This window comes from Streptomyces sp. RPT161, from assembly GCF_027533845.1.
GTDB classification, from domain to species: Bacteria; Actinomycetota; Actinomycetes; order Streptomycetales; family Streptomycetaceae; genus Streptantibioticus_A; species Streptantibioticus_A silvisoli_A.
Genome location: NZ_JAPZVN010000043.1, coordinates 1 through 16,750, shown reverse-complemented (window position 1 = coordinate 16,750; position 16,750 = coordinate 1). Strand labels below are relative to the sequence as shown.

The following is a 16,750-nucleotide window of genomic DNA, read 5'->3' as shown; positions in this document are numbered from 1 at the left end:
GGCTTCCACCAGACGATGACCCGCATAACGCTGCCCCCCCGTGTCACCACCCCCCCCCCCCCCCGGGCAACTCGGCGGCGTCCCGGTCGTCACCGTCGAAGCGCCGGGCAGTGATCCGTCCAGGGTGCTGCTGTACTTCCACGGCGGCGCCTATGCCATCGGCTCCGCGGCCGACGCGGCGAGCCTGGCAGCGGACGTGTCCCGGCGCTGCGGCGTCCGTGCCGTCTGCGTCGACTACCGGCTGGCCCCCGAGAACCCGTTCCCCGCGGCCGTCGACGACGCCGTGGCCGCGTACCGCGCACTGCTCGACCAAGGCACCCCGGGCGCCCGGATCGCCCTCGTCGGTGAGTCCGCTGGCGGCGGACTCACCGTCGCGGTGCTGGTCGCCCTCCGTGACGAGGGCCTGCCCCAGCCGTCGTCGGCCGCGGTGTTCTCGCCCTGGGCCGACCTCACGGTGTCCGGTGCCAGCGCGACCAGCAAGGCCGACGTCGACCCCGCGCTGACCGCTGAGGCCCTGCGCACCCGGGCGCGCGACTACCTCGGGCGGACGAACGGCACCGAGCCGCTGGCCAGCCCGGTCTTCGCCGACCTGACGGGCCTGGCGCCGCTGCTCATCCAGGCGGGCTCGCACGAGATCCTCCTGGACGACGCCGTACGACTGGCCGCCCGTGCCGCAGCCGACGACGTCCGCGTCGAACTCCAGGTCTGGCCCCAAGTCCCTCACGTATTCCAGTCCTTCGCCGTGATGCTCGACGAAGCCGACGAGGCGCTGCAGTCCGCCGCCGCCTTCACCCGAGCCCACTGGTCAGCCGCCGCGAAGGCCGCCGCCGAGACCATGCCGGACGCCGCGCGGGATGCCGCGCTTCCATCGTGACCGCGATCATCGTCCGTACTCCGTAGACAGCTGGAGAGGAACCGCTGTGGTCGATGTGAATGTGATGCCCTTCGAGACCGAGGTCCGCACCCGCGCGGGGGATCTCGTCCGCGCCGACGTCTATCTCCCCGCCGGCAGCGAGGGGCCGTTCCCCGTCGTCCTCGGCGCCTCCCCGTACCAGAAGTCGCTGCGGCATCTGCCTGCTCACCCGGTGTTCCCGTTCATCGAGTACGGGCCCATCCAGCTCTACCTCGACAACGGCTACGCCTACGTCGTCATGGACGTACCCGGCACCGGCCGCTCCGAGGGCACCTGGGACCCGGTCTCGCGCGGCGAGGGCGAGGCTATCCACGACATGATCGAGCACGTCGCGGCCGAGCCGTGGTCCACCGGGGCGATCGGCATGATCGGCATGTCTCACTACTGCTGGAGCCAGTGGAACGCCGCCCGCACCCGCCCGCCGCATCTGAGGACGATCGTCGCGTACGACGGCGCCACCGACATGTACCGCGACTGGATGTACCACGGGGGCATCCCGATCCAGGGGTTCCTGAGCACCTGGCTCTTCGGCTCGGTGCTGCTCCAGCACCAGATCGACGGCATCGACTTCCACGTCGGCAACAAGCAGGACTTCGTCTACGACATCCTCTCCCACCCCCTGGACGACGAATGGCAGCGCCGCCGCTCGCCGTTCTGGGAGCTGCCAAAGATCGACATCCCCGTGTTCTCCATCGGCGTGTGGGGCAAGGCGGCACTGCACCTGCGTGGCAACTTCTACGGCTACGAACGCGTCCGTGGCCCCAAGAAGCTGCTGGTCGCGCACCCCGGCAGCTTCGCCGCCGCGCAGCTGTACTACTTCGACGAGGACTTCCACCGCACCGAGTTGCTGCCCTGGTACGACCGCCACCTCAAGGGCACCGACAACGGCGTGATGGACAAGCCCGACGTCCGCTTCTACGCCAACGGCGAGGGCGCCTACCACTCCACGACCTCGTGGCCGCCCCCGGACGTGCGGACCAGCACCTTCTACCTCGCCGGGGAGCACAGCGGCGCCGTCACCTCCCTCAACGACGGCACCCTCACCGAGACGAAACCGGTCGCCGAAGAGCAGTCCACCTCCTGGTCCTACCCGGACCCCGGGTGGATGGCCGGCGTCACTGGTTTCGACGAGCACGGTGTCCCCGACCACGTGGCGCGGGTCAACACCTTCACCACCGCGCCCATGACCGAGGACCGCGAGTTCACCGGCCACGCCACGCTGACGCTGCACGCCTCCTCGGACCAGACTGACATGGACGTCATCGTCAAGCTCTGCCTCGTCTCCGGCGCCCCCGGCGCCGGGCTGCCGATCAAAGTCAGCCAGGGCTGGCTGCGCGCCTCCCACCGCGCCGAAGATCCCGAACTCACCAGCGACATGCGCCCGTTCCACCGGCACGACGCCGAGGAGCCGCTGGAACCCGGGAAGGTCTACGAACTCCACATCGAACTGCTGCCCCTGTCGTTCCTGGCCCGCGAGGGCGACCGTATCCGCCTGGAGATCACCAACCAGGACTCGCTGATCACCGATGCGCCCATGACCCACTTCTACGGCCAGAAGGCCGGAACCGACACCTACCACCACGACCGGTTGCGCCCCTCGGCGCTGCACCTGCACGAACGCCCGTGCCCCTGACGGGTTTTACCCAGATGTGGGTAAGGAGGTCTGCCACGAGCAGGGCATCCGAATGATGATGGCCGCATGGCACCGGCGAACACCTTCGGCACCACCCTGCGAGGCTGGCGGGAACGCCTTTCTCCCTTGGCGGCCGGTCTGGAAACCCCCACCGACCGGCGCATCCCCGGTCTGCGCCGCGAGGAACTGGCCCGCCTGGCCGGTCTGTCGGTGGACTACGTGGTGCGGCTCGAGCAGGGCCGCGCCCGCAACCCCTCCACCCAGGTCGTCTCCGCCCTGGCCAGGGCCCTGCGCCTCGACATCGCCGAGCGCAACCACCTGTTCCGCTGCGCCAACCTCGCGCCGCCCCCCGGCGGCGAAGTGCCACTGCACGTGCCGCCGAGGGTCCACCGGCTCGTCCAGCAGCTGGGCGACACGCCGGTCGCGGTCTACGCCGCCGACTGGACACTGGTCAGCTGGAACCGGATGTGGACCGCCACCATCGGCGACCCCCGTACGTACGACTGGGACCAGGGCAATCTCGTCGCCGGGATGTTCCGCTCCCGCGGCGGCCACCGGGTCGATTCCATCGCCGCCTGGCCAGTACGTTCCTGGGCGGGCGACGAGGCCGAGGAGGAGGCCCTCGTCGCCGACCTGCGGATCACGGCCGCGGCCCACCCCGACGACGCCCGCCTCGCCTCGCTCGTCGACCGGCTGCTGCACACCAGCCCACGCTTCGCCCGCCTGTGGTCCAACGGCACCGCGGGCCTCCACACCGGCGACCGCAAGACCATCGAACATCCCGTCGTCGGAGACCTGGCCCTCGACCTCGACGTCCTCATGGTCCCCGGCTCGGATCTCCGTATCGTCGCCTACACAGCAATCACCGGAACCGACGACGCCGAGAAACTGGACGCCTTGTGTGGCTTGTTACCCGCGGGGCGCTGAACTCGTGTGTGGTCTGGGTTGAAGGCAAGACAACCTGATCGCACGGGAGAAGGGCGCCCAGGGGCCAGGAGCTGAGCAGACCGTGTCCGTCCTGGTGCATGGTCCAGGCCGGCCGGCCGTTACGGCGGGCTGCCGAGCGGTTCCACGTCATCCACACCACCGCCAAGCGGTGGCCCGACGACTGCCGCAACCATGGTGCGCAGCTTCACCGCCGCTACGAACGCAGACCCCAGTCATAGTGACGGTCGCCCTTGAGCCCGTGGCCGGTGCGCATGCGTGCCCAGGCAGTCTTGGGAACCTGCCGGGCGATCGAAGAGGACTCTCAGCCCGGTAAAAGTGCCTGCGGCCTCGACCAGGGCCAGAACACCTGCTGGAACTCCTGGATGCGCTGGACCTTCATCAGCATGCTCGTCGCCGCAGTCCTCACCATCGCCCATCTGCGCGCCACCGCCCAGACCACCCAGGGCTGATGGAGCTTCCTGATTCAGATATCGCCATCACGGCCGACTCGTCCCGGTCAGCGCCCACGAACTGCTCCGCCTGCTGCGGGCCACCGTCCTACCCCCGCCCCGCCACGACCGCGATCACCTACTGCACTGGTCCGCCTGGCGCCGCGAACACCAGCACAGCGCGGCCGAAGCACACCGCCGCTGGAACAACGTCACCGCCGCCGCTACGACGTGACACGGCCAGCACGATCACGAACTACAGCTGCCGTGTCCGCCGATTCGTGGCAGGAGCGGCCGACCCCTGCGCCACCCCCGCCGGGTCTACGCCGACCGCGGCTACGGCCACGACGTCTACCGCGACAAGGTCCGCCGGTTCGAAATCACCCCGGTGGCTTTGTTCACGACTCCCGACAGCAGGCGTTCATGACTCCGGGAGGCACCCGGCGAACGGAAGAGTTGATGTTCACGAGCACGGGAGGCACCCGCCGGTGGCTGGCAACGGCGCGATGGCGACTGCCGCCTACGCCCGTAGCCAGCGCTTTTGCCCGGGGCTCCGGATGGGCGGCAGACGGCGTCCCGCCGGTCACCACCGAGCTGCTGCCCGAAGTCGTGAAGATCCGGCGCGGGCACTGCCTCCCGAACTGCTGTCGAAACGCTGCTCTGCGACGTGAACAGAGCCCCCCGGTTATCGCCCGACGCGGCGCTGAACACGGATTCGGCCTCGGAGTCCACCGCTGGGTCGTAGAGGGCGCCATCGCGCTGCTGCACTGGTTCCGGCGTCTGCGCATCCGCTGGGAGATTCGCGACGAGTTTCACCAAGCCCTCGTCACCCTCGGCTGCGCCGTCATCTGCTGGCGACGGCTGAAGACGTCAGTCTGATCCCAGTTCTCAGGGCTGGGTGTCGTTGTCGCTGCCGAAGTCGGGTACGCCGGCGGACAGCAGGTGTTCGGCGCCGCCTTCGAGGGCCTTGGCCGTCTCGGTGGAGCGGGGGAGCATGGTCTTCTCGTAGGTGCGGATCGCGTCGTCGATGGTGGCGGCGTTCGCGAGGGCGAGGGCGAGTTCGCTGGCGTCGAGCATGGCGAGGTTGACGCCGACGCCGAGCGGGGGCATGAGGTGGGCGGCGTCGCCGAGCAGGGTCACCGTCGGGTTGTGTTCCCAGGCGTGCGGGACCGGGAGGGCGAAGATCGGGCGGTCGACGTAGGGGCCGTCGTTTTCGGTGATCATCTGGCGCATGCGGGGCGACCAGTGGGCGTACTCGCCGAGCAGCAGGGCGCGGATGCCATCGGTGTCCTCGACTGTCAGGCCGCTCGTGCTGATCCAGTCGACCGGGACTCGTCGGATGATGTAGACGCGGATGTGGTTTCCGCTGTTGCGCTGGGCGAACAGGCCGCGTTCGCCGTCGGCTGCGTGGGCGCTGCCCTGGCCGACCCGGTCGGCGATGTCCGGGTGCCGGTTCTCGACGTCGGTGAACCATGCTTCCAGGAAGCTCACCCCGGTGTACTCGGGGACGGCGGGGGACACAGCCGGGCGCACCCGGGAGGAGGCTCCGTCGGCGCCGATGACCAGATCGGTCTCGATGCTGGTGCCGTCGGTGAAGTGCAACCGCCGCGGCCCGTCGTCGGGTCCACTGATCGTGTCGAGGGCGCGGCCCCAGTGCACGGTTCCCGGCTGTACGGAGTCGAGCAGCAGGTTGCGCAGCTGGCCGCGGTCGATTTCCGGCTTGAACAGCTCGTCGATCTCCGGGACTTGATGGGACGTGATCGTGCCGGTCGGGTCCATCTGGCGCATTTCCTGGCCTTCGGGGCGGGCCAGTGTGAAGAACTCGTCGAGCAGGCCGGCTTCGCGCAGGGCGATCTGGCCGTTGTCAGCGTGCAGGTCGAGGGTGCCGCCCTGGTTGCGCGCGTCGGGTCCCGGGTCGCGGTCGTAGACGGTGACCGCTATGCCGCGCTGCTGGAGGATGCGGGCGCAGGTCAGTCCGCCGGGTCCGGCACCGATGATGCTGATGCGGGCCCGGGCGGGCTCTGGGGAGTTCATGTTTGTTCCTTTCAGTCGGCTAAGACGGGGCGAGCAGGGCCGGGCAGCGTCGGCCTCGGCACCGGACGTGCCACGCAGGGGGCCTCCCCGATGAACAGGTCGGCGCGGTACAGACGATGACCAGGCCGACGACGATGTGCCGGTCAGGTGCGCACAGTATCCATAAAATCAGAGCAAGTAGAAAAGTACAACGACTCTACTTAGCGATTGATTCGACTGTCGGGTACGCTCTAACCATGACCGTGCCCTCTGCCAGCCGCCGCGACCGCAAGAAGGCGGCCACCCGGCAGGCGATCGCCGACGCCGCACTGCAACTCTTCCTGGAGCGCAGCTACGACCAGGTGAGCATCCGTGACATCGCCGACGCCGCCGACGTGTCGACCGCCACGGTGTTCAAGCACTTCAGCGGCAAGGAGGCACTTGTCTTCGACCAGGACGAAGACCGAGAGTCACAATTGATCGCCGCGGTGCGGCAGCGACCCTCCGGTCAGAACATCCTCGATGCCCTCCGACAGCACGTGCTAGACACCTGGCCGGCGATCGGGGCACATCCTCAGGCGGCCGAGTTCACCAACCTGGTGAACTCCACGCCGGCACTGCGCGCGTACGCCGAACGCATGTGGACCCGGTACACCGACAGCCTCAGCGCCGCCATCGCCGACGAGTTCGGCGTGGACCACGACAACCTCGCATGCGTGGCTCTTGCTCGATTCGTGCTCGAGATCCCGGTCCTCGCTCGCGACCGGAAGGACCGCCGGGCCGCCGTCGAGGCACTCTTTGACATCCTCACCCACGGCTGGGAACCACCCAACAAGCCGCCCGCGCTGTAGCGCCCAGGCCGTTTCCTGAGCCTGCCTTCGGCCAGCCTCGGCTTGCCCCACCACGCGTTTCGGTCACAGCCACCCCCTGCCTGGCAACGGAAACTGACATCCAGTCACCTCTGAGCGCGCAAACACCTGGGACCAGGCCGCTGGAATACCGAACACGGCATCGGCCTGGGCTGACGGCGACCGCCTCGGAATCAGGCGTAGCCAGGCCCGTGCTGCATGTCGCGTCAAGCACAACAACTGGCCTCAGGCTTGAGGATCGTGACGACACCCTGTTCCGTCAGGGCCTGTGCGGTGGCTGTGTCGATGCCGCTGGTCGCGCTGGTGACCAGCGCCGTCTGGCCGTGAAGTGTTGGAGAGGTCATTGCGTTTGCTCTCCGAGTGAACCCGGGTGACGGGTCACGTGGGCAGGGGCTGGTGTCCGATGATGCGTTCACCCATGCGCGCTGAGGCGAGCACGGCCTCGAACCCGTAGGCGCGCATGGCGCTCTCGTAGTCACTGATAGCGGACAGCAGGGGTTTGTCGCCGCGGGCTGCGGCGAGCAGTTCGGTGCCGAGGACCTGGGCGTCGCGCAGTGCGGTGTTGGCGCCGATGCCCAGTGCCGGGCTCATGGCGTGGACGGCGTCGCCCATGAGCGTCACGGTCGTCGGCTGCCACGCTGTGGCGGGTAGGTGGCTGCGGAGTGTCAGCGGCTGCACGGTGTCGATGTCCCACATACGGATGAGTGTGGTCAGGTCGGGGTGCCAGGAGGCGACCCGTTCCAGGGCGTAGCTCTTCAGTGCGGCGGGGTCGGCTGCGTACAGTTCGGCGTCGCCGGGGAGCCGGGAGGCCGGAGCGCTGAAGATGCCGAGGGCGAAGTCCTTGGCGACTTCGTCCCGGAACGGCTGGTCGCGCTCGCGGACGAGCGGTGAGTCAGGGTTGCTGCGTTCGAGTGGCGCGAAGCTGACCACGTCGTGGTGTGGGCCGTTGACCAGTGTGAACGTCGAGAACAGCTGCTGCGGAATCTGGTCGCGGGTCTCCTCGGTGAGCGGGATCTTCGCGGCGATGTGGCGGGCGCCCAGGTCGACGGTGGCGTGGTCGGGCAGCAGTTGGGCCCGCACGGCGGAGTTGATGCCGTCGGCGCCGACGAGAACGTCGGCTTGGGCGCTGCGTCCGTCTGCGAAGTGGACGGTGACGCTGGAATCCGTCTCGCGGCGGTAGCCGGTGACCTGGGTGCCGAAGTGCACCACGTTCTCCAGTCCCGTGTAGAGGATCCTGCGCAGGGTCGAGCGGTCCACCACGAGGTGTTCGGGGACGTCGGCGAGTGTGTTGCCGATCCCGCGGGAGTCGCTGAGGTCTCGGGCCGCGCCGGGGTTGAGCTGCTCGTCGAACAGCAGTGCGTCCTGGCGGGGAATGCCGGCGGTTGCCACGAACAGCTCCTGCAGTCGGGGGTTCAGCACACTGGCGAGGGCTGCGTTGCCGGTGGAGCTGATGTGCAGTCGGTAGCCCGGGTTGCGTGTGCCCTGGTTGGGGTCGCGCTCGTAGACGGTCACGTCCAGGCCGTGCTGGTGGAGCTGGTGGGCCAGCGTCAGTCCGGCGAGGCCGGCGCCGGCGATGGCGACACGGAGAGTGGGCACGGTGCCCCTCCTTCTTGAAGGCCGTGTGGGTGTTCGCTGACGGTGGGCGTTGCGTTCGCCCTGGTGTCCCGGGTGGCGGGCCCAGCGATGGGGCCCGCCACGCAGGAGCGACCGGTTCGGCGTGCAGGTGGGCACCGAACCGGGCGACGGCGCGCCTACTGCGAGGAGGGCAGCGGGTCCTGGCCGACCAGGTGGTGGCCGCGGTGGGCCGATTCGCGCACCGCGTCGAAGCCGTAGCCGGTCATCTCGTCCTCGTACTGGCGCAGCGCTTCGGCGAGCGGTTGTCCGGCGGCGGCCTGGACGAGGCGCGCGGTCAGGACGCGGGCGTCGCGCAGGGCGGTGTTGGCGCCGACGCCGATGGCGGGGCTCATGACGTGGATGGCGTCGCCGAGCAGGGTGACCGCTTCGGTGGTCTCCCATGCGGCGAGTGGGATGCTGGTGCGGACCGAGACTGGGAAGATCGTGGCGGGGTGCTGGCGGGACACGATCTCGACCAGTCTGTGGTGCCAGCCTTCCACCAGGAAGAGCGTCAGGGCCCGGAGTTCGGCGCCGTTCATGGCGAACAGCTCGTTGTCGGTGCAGGGGAACTGCTCCCGGCGGGCGCCGAAGACGCAGGCGAGGTAGTCGCTGTCGTCGCTGAGCGTCATGTGGGGGGTCAGCCTGGCGGTGACCTGGTGCATGGGCTCGCGGTACTGCACGGGGGCGAGGCCGACGAAGCGCCGCTCGGGGCCGATGACGGTGGTCCACAGTCCGAGCAGCTCCGGCGGGATCAGGGCGCGGGCCTCGTCGTCGGCGAGGGGTACCTTGCCGTACAGCAGCCGCAGTCCGGCATCGAGCACTTGGGCCTGCGGCAGGTACTGCTTGCGGACCGCCGAGTTGACCCCGTCGGCGCCGATCAGGACGTCACCGGTGGTGCTGGTGCCGTCCCCGAAGTGCGCGGTTACCGTGCCCGATGCGTTGGTCTCGTAGTGGGTCAGCGGGCAGCCGTAGTGCACGGACTTGTCCAGCCCTGACAACAGGACCTGACGCAACGTCATGCGGTTGACCGCCAGGTGTCCGCCGCCGGGCAGGTCCGGGACGGGCGGAAGTTCCTGCGCGTGCAGCAGGTTCAGCTGGTGGTCGAACGCGTCCATCCGCGCCCCGGGGGTGCCGGCGGTGGCGGCGAACACCTCGTACGCCTGAGTAGTCAGCACCGCTTTGAGCGCGGTGATGCCATCGGAGTTGATGCGGATGCGGTAGCCCTGGTTGCGAAAGTCAGGGGTGGGGTCCTTCTCGTGGACGGCGACGCTGATCCCCGCCTGGTGAAGCCCCTGTGCGAGGGCCAGGCCACCCAGCCCGCCCCCGGCGATGATGACATGAAGATCCGACACAGTCGTGTCCCTTCTCGATGATGAACGAAAAGGGACGCACCGGGCGCGCCTCAAGGGCGCTGTACGAGCGAGCAACCGCCATCCGGACTACCTACCGGACCGTGACTTTCGTACGTCCGTCAATCACCGTAGCAGGCCGCCGGTTTCTGTCAACGTCGGCCGTGCCCACGAATCCCGCCACGAACTCGCCCGGTCTCTGCGCGAACACCAGATTGAGGCAGTCAGGTCTGCGTCCACCGCCCCTCGAGGTGCCGACGGGCGCCGTCACCTCGGTCGCGAGATCACCCGGACAGAACCTGAGTGCGGCCGGGGATATCACGGACAGTAACTACCCTCGCAGCCCTTCGAGTCCAGATTGCTCATGGTGAGCCGACACGGTCACTGCTCGCGAAGCCGGGTTCTGGCGGTTCCGCTGGATCCAGTGCTAATGATCACGAGGAAACTACACACCGCCTAGTAGGGCTTTGTTAGGTGTCTGGTCAGGTCGCGGGTGTGGTGGTTCGCTGTTGGTATGAGGGTGGATGAAGTTGCCGAGTGCCGTGGCCGGTTGGAGGAGTTCGCCGCGGAGGTGTTTGCGCCGCTGGTACGTGCTGACCAGCGAGGGAAGGGCGGTCTGTATCTGCGGGGCTTACTGCTGGATGGGCGGCGGAAGTCGATGCAGCCGATGGCTGGGCGTCTCGGTGTTGATCACCAGCAGTTGCAGCAGAGGCAACCCGTGGCCCTTGAGCAGCTGTCGCGGGAGGCGATCATCGACCTGAGATCCGCCGCGCTCGTGGACCCAGATCTCGTGACCACCGCCATCGAAACGATGGGGGAATTTCATGCCCGCCGCCTCTACACCAGCGTGCTTGTGGACCACGCGCTCCTGCGACGGCGAGCGGCTTGATAGACGACGAGGTCAGGGCGTGCCTGTTGCCGGGGCATAGGGCGGGGTGGCAGCCTCGGCTGCTGTGGTCTCGGCGGTGGTGATGATCTGCTGCAGGACATCCCGGGCCGCAGCGATCTCGGCCGACCGCTGATCAATGACGTGTAGCTGGGCTCGGAGTGCGTCCAGCACTCCGGGACAGGGCAGCACAGAGGCCTCGGCGTTGGTGCAGGGAAGTACCTGGCGGATGACGCGGGTAGGGAGTCCCGCCGCGAGTAGGGCCCGGATCCGCAGGACCGCATCGTAGGCAGTCTCGTCGTATGTCCTGTAGCCGTTGGGCTGGCGCTCAGGCCGGAGCAGCCCCGCCCGCTCGTAGTAGCGCAGCAGGCGTTCGCTGGTCCCGGTCTGCTCTGCCAGTTCTCCGATCAGCACCGTTCGTTCCTTCTTGCGCACTTGACCTTCCAACGGTGTCAAGGAGCAACAGTAGGTCCGCCTGCCGCATTCCAGCGGCCCGTTGTTCCCCGGAGGAACCTGTGATCATTGACGCCCACAGCCATGTCCACGACCCGGTCGACAGCCACCTCAGCGCCCTGGACGACGCGGGGGTGGACCAAGCGGTCCTCTTCGGTACCCGCCCACACCCGGAACGAGCTATCGACCTTGCTTCCCTACGCCGCGAGATGAACGTCCTCGACAATGCCCTGGAAGGCCAAGGCAATAGCGCCGACGGCTTCCGCACCGCCTGGCAGGAGCTGGACGAGGCCCTGGCAGCGCACCCGGACCGGTTCATCGGGTTCGGCTCCGTGCCGCTCGACTTGCCTGAGGAGGACGTCGCAGCCCTCATCGAGCGTGAGGTGGTGGGACGCGGGCGACGAGGCATCGGGGAGCTCACCCCGCCCCCGGGGGACGCTGCCCGGATCAAGCCTGTGCTCCAGGCGGCCCACGACCACGGTGGGCTACCTGTGGTTGTACACGGCTTCGCCCCCACCACCGCAGAAGACCTGCGCACCCTGTCCCGTCTCGCTGCGCGGTACCCGGCGGTTCCGCTGGTCGTCAGCCAACTCGGCGGCCTGAACTGGATGGAGGCCATCGAATTGGTGTGGGAGACGCCAAGCATGTACCTGGAACTGTCCACGGCCAACATCATCTTCGCGGTGCGGTTGGCGATCCGGGAGATTCCCGAGCGAACGGTGTTCGGCTCGGACGCCCCTTACGGCGATCCCGTGCTCGCCCGCACCACCGTGGAACGGGTTACCCCTCCTGGTGAGGTACGTGACCGGGTACTCGGAGGGACCATGGGCCAGCTCCTGGGCATCCTGTGAACCGGCCCCCAAGGCGACCGACCCGCCAGGATCCGAACTTTGTGTCAGCTGCCCTCAAGCAAGGCCCTCTTCCGAGGGCTAGGCCCGATGGCCGGTCGTGCTGGGATAGGCGAAATTCCACCCCAGGCCGCTGCCCACACGGCTGGCCTCCCTATGCTCATGATGTGATCGATGTCCCGTTGTCTGTCCTGGAAGTCGCGGCCGTCCAGGCGGGTACTCAGCCTGTGGACGCCCTACATCAAACGGCCGCCTTCGCGCAGGGGTTGAACGGCTGGGGTTCCGCCGACTTTGGTACGCCGAGCACCACAGCTCCCCCGCCATCGGCGCGTTCCCACCGGTAGTCCTGACCGCACATGCCGCCGCTTCGACCTCGACAATCCGCCTGGGCTCGGGAGGCGTGCTGGCTCCGAACCATGTACCCCTCGGGCTCGCAGAGCATTTCGGCACCCTCGCTGCCCTCCATTCGGGCCGTATCGACCTGGGAGTGGGCCGCGGTCCCGGCACGTTCGATGCGGCCACCGCACGGGCGCTGCGCCGCGGGGGCGAACCGGCCACTGACACCGAGTACCAGGACGACGTGGCTGCGATCTTGACCTTCCTGGTAGAGGACGTGGCACTGGAACCGCTTCCGGAGCCCTGGCTATTGGCCTCGAGCACCGCCGGCGCTTCACTGGCCGCGCGACTAGGGCTACCCATCGCCGTCGCGCACCACATCCGCCCGGACAACACGCTCTCGGTGCTGGAGCGCTACCGCAGCGCGTTCACGCCATCCCGCTGGTGCGAAACGCCGCACGTGCTGGTGTGCGTAGAGACGATCTGCGCGGATTCGGAGCAAGAGGCGGCACGGCTCGCCGGACCGATGAACGTGATCAAAGCGGGGCTGCTCCAGGGCACTGCCGAAATCCCCTTCCCGACGCCCGAGAACGCAGCGACCCACCACTTCACCCCGCAGGAGCAGCAGGCGTTGGACACCTTCCGCGCTCACCAAGCGTTCGGAACACCGCATGCTGTGGCACGCCGTCTGATACAACTAACGGCCACGACAGGCGCGGACGAGTTGATGCTCACCACACCCGTCTACGCCCTCCATGACCGGCTGCGCTCCTTCGAACTCGTCAAGGAGGGCCTGGAGACGGTTGGCACCACCCCGGCGGTGCGTGTTCCGGATCCCTCACGCTGAGCGCACCCCGCAAGGCCGAACCCTGGTACATCGCACGAAAGAGCCGAGAAGGCAGCCGGTGGGCCCGGCCGTGCCCTCGCACGGGGACCCAGCGGCCGCCGGCCGCAGGGGCGGCATTCTGACGCACCGGCCAGGTTGCAGCGCGCGCAGCACCCCGGTGTCGATCCCCCGGTTGACGGCTGCGGTTCGCGCTAGGTATGACGCCGTCGTCTCGTCAGCGATCAGCGGCACGCGCGCGTTTCGCGGCACCCGTGCTCTTGTACGCTCCCACTCCTGCGACGCCGTCGCCGTAATCCAAAATGACGTCACGCCACAAGCGTGCCGCTGTTCGCGTCGCTCCGGACGCGCACCCATTACCGCCAGGCGACCGTACGGAGCCAACCGCCTGGCTCCTTGATCGCCGACCACTGCGCGAAGGCCAGGGCAAAGGCGGCCTGAGCGGCGTCTGCCGCTCATGCACGTTGGCGCCGTGTCGCATCAGGAACCGGACCAGCCGAGCCATGCTCCGGGCGTAGAACTCAGCGAAGTCAGCCCGCGAGGCAGGTGGCGGCAGGGCAGTGGCTGATATGCGGGATCGTTCCGTCGGCGTCTGTCTGGCTGTGGCGGGTGCCGAAGCGGCGGTCGGCTGGTCGGTTGATGGCCTGACGCCGCGCTGCCCGGTCTCCTGGCTAGCGCCGGCGGGTGCGGAAGCTGCGGGGGGTGTTGCCGGTCTCGCGGGTGAAGAACTTCCCGAAGTTGGCGGGTTCGGAGAATCCGAGCACCCGGCAGATCGCGGCGACTGGCAGATCGGTGTGCGCGAGCAGGCGCTGCGCCTCCAGAGCGGCGCGGGCGTCGATGAGTTCTTTGGCGGTGCGGCCGGTGGCGGCCTGGCAGGCCCGGGTCAGGGTGCGTGGTGAGTAACCGAGTTGGGCGGCGTACCTCTGTACGGAGCGGGTGGCGGCGAAGGAGCGCTCCAGCTCGTACCGGAAGGCACGGAAGACATCGCCGCCGGCCCTCGCCGAGGCGGCATGGTGCGGATGGGGCAGCCGGGCCAGACGCAGCAGCACCGCTCCGAGGAGCTGGCGCGGCACTGGGACGGTGAGGTCGGCGTCCGTGTCCTGCCGACGGTCCTCAAGGGTGTGGTACTCGGCCGCAATCTCGGCCAGGGCCCGGTCGGGGACCTGGTGGTTGCCGGGGACAGCGTCCAGCCCGGCGGGCCGAAGCGGGAGCTCCGGTGGTCCGTCCGGTCGCTTCAGCGGGACGGACCACCGTCGGGCCGGCGGAGACCGAAGCCCTCCGTGGTACGTTCTGCGTCGCTGTGCGCCGCTGCGAACTGAGGAGGTGAGACCGATCAACGCTGTGACAGGTCGGGGCTCCCTCTCCCGCATGGCCTAGGGAGTGCCCGCAAAAGGCATCCCGAAAGGCTTGAAACGCTATGCGCTTCAGCTCTGAGACGTCGGCCGACGGCGTCTGCGAACAGCCCTTTACCCTCGGTGAGATTCCCGGCGTGCTGTGGACGCCAGCAGGTGCCGCCGGTACTCGACCCCTGATCCTGTTGGGACACGGCGGCGGCCAGCACAAGAAGGCTCCCGGCATCGTGGCCCTTGCGCGCCGCTTCGTGGCCGAGTGCGGTTTCGCGGTGGCGGCGGTGGACGTGCCCGGGCATGGCGACCGACCGGTGGATGAGGAGTACAACCGGATCGCGACCGAGAACCAGGCTCGCGTGGCTGAGGGAGAGGAGCTGGCTGCGCTGATTGCCGGTTTCCAGGCACTCGTGGCTCGCCAGACCGTCCCGGAATGGCAGGCGGTTCTGGACGCGGTCCAGGATCTCGACTACGTCGGTGCTGGTCCAGTGGGCTATTGGGGAGTGTCGTTGGGGTGCGGACTCGGCGTTCCGTTCGTTGCCGACGAACCCCGGGTCCGCGCGGCGGTGCTGGGATTGGGCGAGGCGTTGGCATCAGCGCAGGCCGCCGCGCGGATCACGGTCCCGGTGGAGTTCCTGGTGCAGTGGGACGATGAACGGGTGCCGCGAGCCCACAGCTTGGCGCTGTTCGACGCCTTGGCCTCAGCCGAGAAGACCCTGCACGCCAATCCTGGCAACCACGGGGAGATCCCGGCATTCGAACTGGACAGCACACTACGGTTCTTCACCCGGCACCTCGGCTGACAGCTACTCCTGCAGTCCGCGACGCGCCGATCGGAATCCGTTCCCGATCGGCGCGTTCAGCGAACCCTGGCGGGGTGGCCGACAAAGTTCAGGTTCGGGAGATCGATGACGACGACCGAGGGCTGCTGCGGATCATCCGCAGAGGCAGCGGGTCGGTGGTGTCCTGGCGGCGAGCCCAGATGGTGTTGCTGTCCGCGCAGGGCATGCCGGTGGCGAAGATCGTCGAGGTGACGTTCACCAGTGCCGACCGGGTCCGGGATGTGATCCACAACTTCACTCTGCTCCGCGAGGAAGGACTCGTCACAGACCCGTGCATGCGGGGGAGGGGACCCAGCGGCACGAAGGGGCTCTTCCACCGCAGCGAGGACAGACCTCGACCGACGTCAGCGGGCGGCCGTACACCCAGCTCAGACAGGAACCGGCCTGGAACAGGCCGGATTCGGCGGGCCGCCGGTGGCCTTCCGGCAGCCGCGCCCAGCGAGCCTCGACACCACCCGGCCCACCTTCTCCCGCCCTTCCACGGCCAACCGGCTCCGCCACGGTGTGGTGGGCGAGCCAGTACGCCAGCGGCGCGCCCTCCCGCCGCAGGCCGCGACCGACCGCGACCTGCGGCGCCCCCAACTGCTCGGCGACCTCCTCCAGCCAGACTTGTGCATCAGCGCCGGGTCGATGCCGCCGCTGCTCCCAGGACCACATCGCCTCCGCAAGCGCCACGGCCTCCGGGTAGACGACCACCGGCGCGGTCAGCCGCCGCCCCTTCGGCATCCCGAGAGCGTCTTCCCGATGCCGCCACGTGGTGCCACCGACCTGTCGGCGGTGCACCCACCACCACAACGCGACCTGATGCGCATCGGCGACCAGGGCATCGCCGACCGGGCCGAGTCGGTGGACCAGGACCTTGTGCCGTCGCCATGCCCGGCCCAGCTGGGGGACGGGCGTGACGTCCACCAAGTAGCCGCCCCGGTCGCCGACCATCCAGCGGCGGCCGCACCCGCACGGCGTCCACCTGCGCCCCAACGAGACCAGCCAGGCGCCGCCCTCCATACACACCGGACAGGCCGGCAACGGCGCCTGGCCGAAACCACTCGGCCACGCCGAGCTGCGCACCCGCGGCTGTTCGCTGGCCAGGAGGTGCTCGTCACGCAGGTTGGGCAGCGCGCGAACCACCTGGTCGACCGGGCGGTGTACCAGCTCCGCGAGCAGCCGCACACTCTCTCGCGACAAGTACACCTCTGCGGCGACCGGCCGCAGGGGTGGCAGCCTGCCGCGGCGGCCGGGCTGCAGCGCGCGCAGCATCGCTGTGTACGCCAGCCCGTTGGCGGCCGCGGTTCGCGCCAGGTACGACGCCGTCGTCTCGCCAGCGATCAGCGGCACCCGCAGTGGCAGGTCCAGCCCCGAGCTCGACTTCCTCACGCCACGATGTGTTCCCTCAGCACTGGTCGGCGCCGCTGCGATCACCCATATCGG

At 68.7% G+C, this 16,750-nt stretch carries 13 protein-coding genes and 3 pseudogenes; 10 read left to right on the top strand and 6 right to left on the bottom strand.

Annotation, left to right across the window (positions count from 1 at the left end):
* Window positions 1–40: 40 nt before the first annotated feature.
* The 4 genes from O5O46_RS34515 (at window position 41) to O5O46_RS34500 (ending at window position 3,943) form a co-directional block, all read left to right on the top strand.
* On the top strand, window positions 41–874 hold the full coding sequence (locus O5O46_RS34515) for an alpha/beta hydrolase fold domain-containing protein (RefSeq protein ID WP_269859637.1): 834 nt from the start codon (window positions 41–43) through the stop codon (window positions 872–874).
* Window positions 875–920: 46 nt separating this feature from the next.
* Window positions 921–2,546 (top strand): CocE/NonD family hydrolase, encoded by a 1,626-nt coding sequence (locus tag O5O46_RS34510; protein WP_269859636.1) that lies wholly within the window; start codon window positions 921–923, stop codon window positions 2,544–2,546.
* Between the two features lie 66 nt (window positions 2,547–2,612).
* Window positions 2,613–3,473: a helix-turn-helix domain-containing protein gene (locus tag O5O46_RS34505; protein ID WP_269859635.1), complete on the top strand. Its 861-nt coding sequence runs from the start codon at window positions 2,613–2,615 to the stop codon at window positions 3,471–3,473.
* Between the two features lie 272 nt (window positions 3,474–3,745).
* Window positions 3,746–3,943 carry a hypothetical protein gene (locus tag O5O46_RS34500; RefSeq protein WP_269859634.1) on the top strand — a complete coding sequence of 66 codons (198 nt, stop codon included), beginning with the start codon at window positions 3,746–3,748 and terminating at the stop codon, window positions 3,941–3,943.
* Window positions 3,944–4,810: 867 nt separating this feature from the next.
* Here the strand turns inward: O5O46_RS34500 and O5O46_RS34485 are convergent.
* A complete protein-coding gene (locus O5O46_RS34485; protein WP_269859633.1) occupies window positions 4,811–5,956 on the bottom strand; it encodes an FAD-dependent oxidoreductase in 1,146 nt (381 codons plus the stop codon).
* Between the two features lie 236 nt (window positions 5,957–6,192).
* On the opposite strand from O5O46_RS34485, the gene O5O46_RS34480 reads away from it, so the two are divergent.
* Window positions 6,193–6,786 carry a TetR/AcrR family transcriptional regulator gene (locus tag O5O46_RS34480; protein ID WP_269859632.1) on the top strand — a complete coding sequence of 198 codons (594 nt, stop codon included), beginning with the start codon at window positions 6,193–6,195 and terminating at the stop codon, window positions 6,784–6,786.
* 396 nt (window positions 6,787–7,182) lie between these two features.
* Here the strand turns inward: O5O46_RS34480 and O5O46_RS34475 are convergent, their stop codons facing one another.
* Both O5O46_RS34475 and O5O46_RS34470 read right to left on the bottom strand, forming a co-directional pair.
* Window positions 7,183–8,400, bottom strand: coding sequence for an FAD-dependent oxidoreductase (locus tag O5O46_RS34475; protein WP_269859631.1), 1,218 nt, complete (start codon window positions 8,398–8,400; stop codon window positions 7,183–7,185).
* Between the two features lie 155 nt (window positions 8,401–8,555).
* The gene (locus tag O5O46_RS34470; protein WP_269859630.1) at window positions 8,556–9,770 is read right to left on the bottom strand and encodes an FAD-dependent oxidoreductase; all 1,215 of its coding nucleotides are present in this window, start codon (window positions 9,768–9,770) and stop codon (window positions 8,556–8,558) included.
* Window positions 9,771–10,281: 511 nt separating this feature from the next.
* Between O5O46_RS34470 and O5O46_RS34465 the strand changes: the two are divergent.
* Window positions 10,282–10,476, top strand: a pseudogene (locus tag O5O46_RS34465) (transposase); the annotation flags it as partial.
* Window positions 10,477–10,668: 192 nt separating this feature from the next.
* Here the strand turns inward: O5O46_RS34465 and O5O46_RS34460 are convergent.
* Complete coding sequence (locus tag O5O46_RS34460; RefSeq protein ID WP_269859629.1) at window positions 10,669–11,088, bottom strand: MerR family transcriptional regulator; 420 nt, start codon at window positions 11,086–11,088, stop codon at window positions 10,669–10,671.
* Between the two features lie 80 nt (window positions 11,089–11,168).
* Here O5O46_RS34460 and O5O46_RS34455 point away from each other — a divergent pair, with 80 nt between their 5' ends.
* Together O5O46_RS34455 and O5O46_RS34450 are read left to right on the top strand one after the other, a co-directional pair.
* The gene (locus O5O46_RS34455; RefSeq protein ID WP_269859628.1) at window positions 11,169–11,957 is read left to right on the top strand and encodes an amidohydrolase family protein; all 789 of its coding nucleotides are present in this window, start codon (window positions 11,169–11,171) and stop codon (window positions 11,955–11,957) included.
* 164 nt (window positions 11,958–12,121) lie between these two features.
* Window positions 12,122–13,137: pseudogene (locus tag O5O46_RS34450) on the top strand (LLM class flavin-dependent oxidoreductase).
* A gap of 668 nt (window positions 13,138–13,805) precedes the next feature.
* Here the strand turns inward: O5O46_RS34450 and O5O46_RS34445 are convergent.
* A complete protein-coding gene (locus O5O46_RS34445; protein ID WP_269859627.1) occupies window positions 13,806–14,207 on the bottom strand; it encodes a helix-turn-helix transcriptional regulator in 402 nt (133 codons plus the stop codon).
* A gap of 344 nt (window positions 14,208–14,551) precedes the next feature.
* Between O5O46_RS34445 and O5O46_RS34440 the strand changes: the two genes are divergently transcribed.
* Both O5O46_RS34440 and O5O46_RS35420 read left to right on the top strand, forming a co-directional pair.
* Window positions 14,552–15,283, top strand: coding sequence for a dienelactone hydrolase family protein (locus tag O5O46_RS34440; RefSeq protein ID WP_269859626.1), 732 nt, complete (start codon window positions 14,552–14,554; stop codon window positions 15,281–15,283).
* Between the two features lie 74 nt (window positions 15,284–15,357).
* A pseudogene (locus O5O46_RS35420) lies at window positions 15,358–15,558 on the top strand (helix-turn-helix domain-containing protein); the annotation flags it as partial.
* Window positions 15,559–15,583: 25 nt separating this feature from the next.
* On the opposite strand, the gene O5O46_RS34430 reads toward O5O46_RS35420, so the two are convergent.
* Window positions 15,584–16,696: a TniQ family protein gene (locus O5O46_RS34430; RefSeq protein ID WP_269859624.1), complete on the bottom strand. Its 1,113-nt coding sequence runs from the start codon at window positions 16,694–16,696 to the stop codon at window positions 15,584–15,586.
* Window positions 16,697–16,750 lie beyond the last annotated feature (54 nt).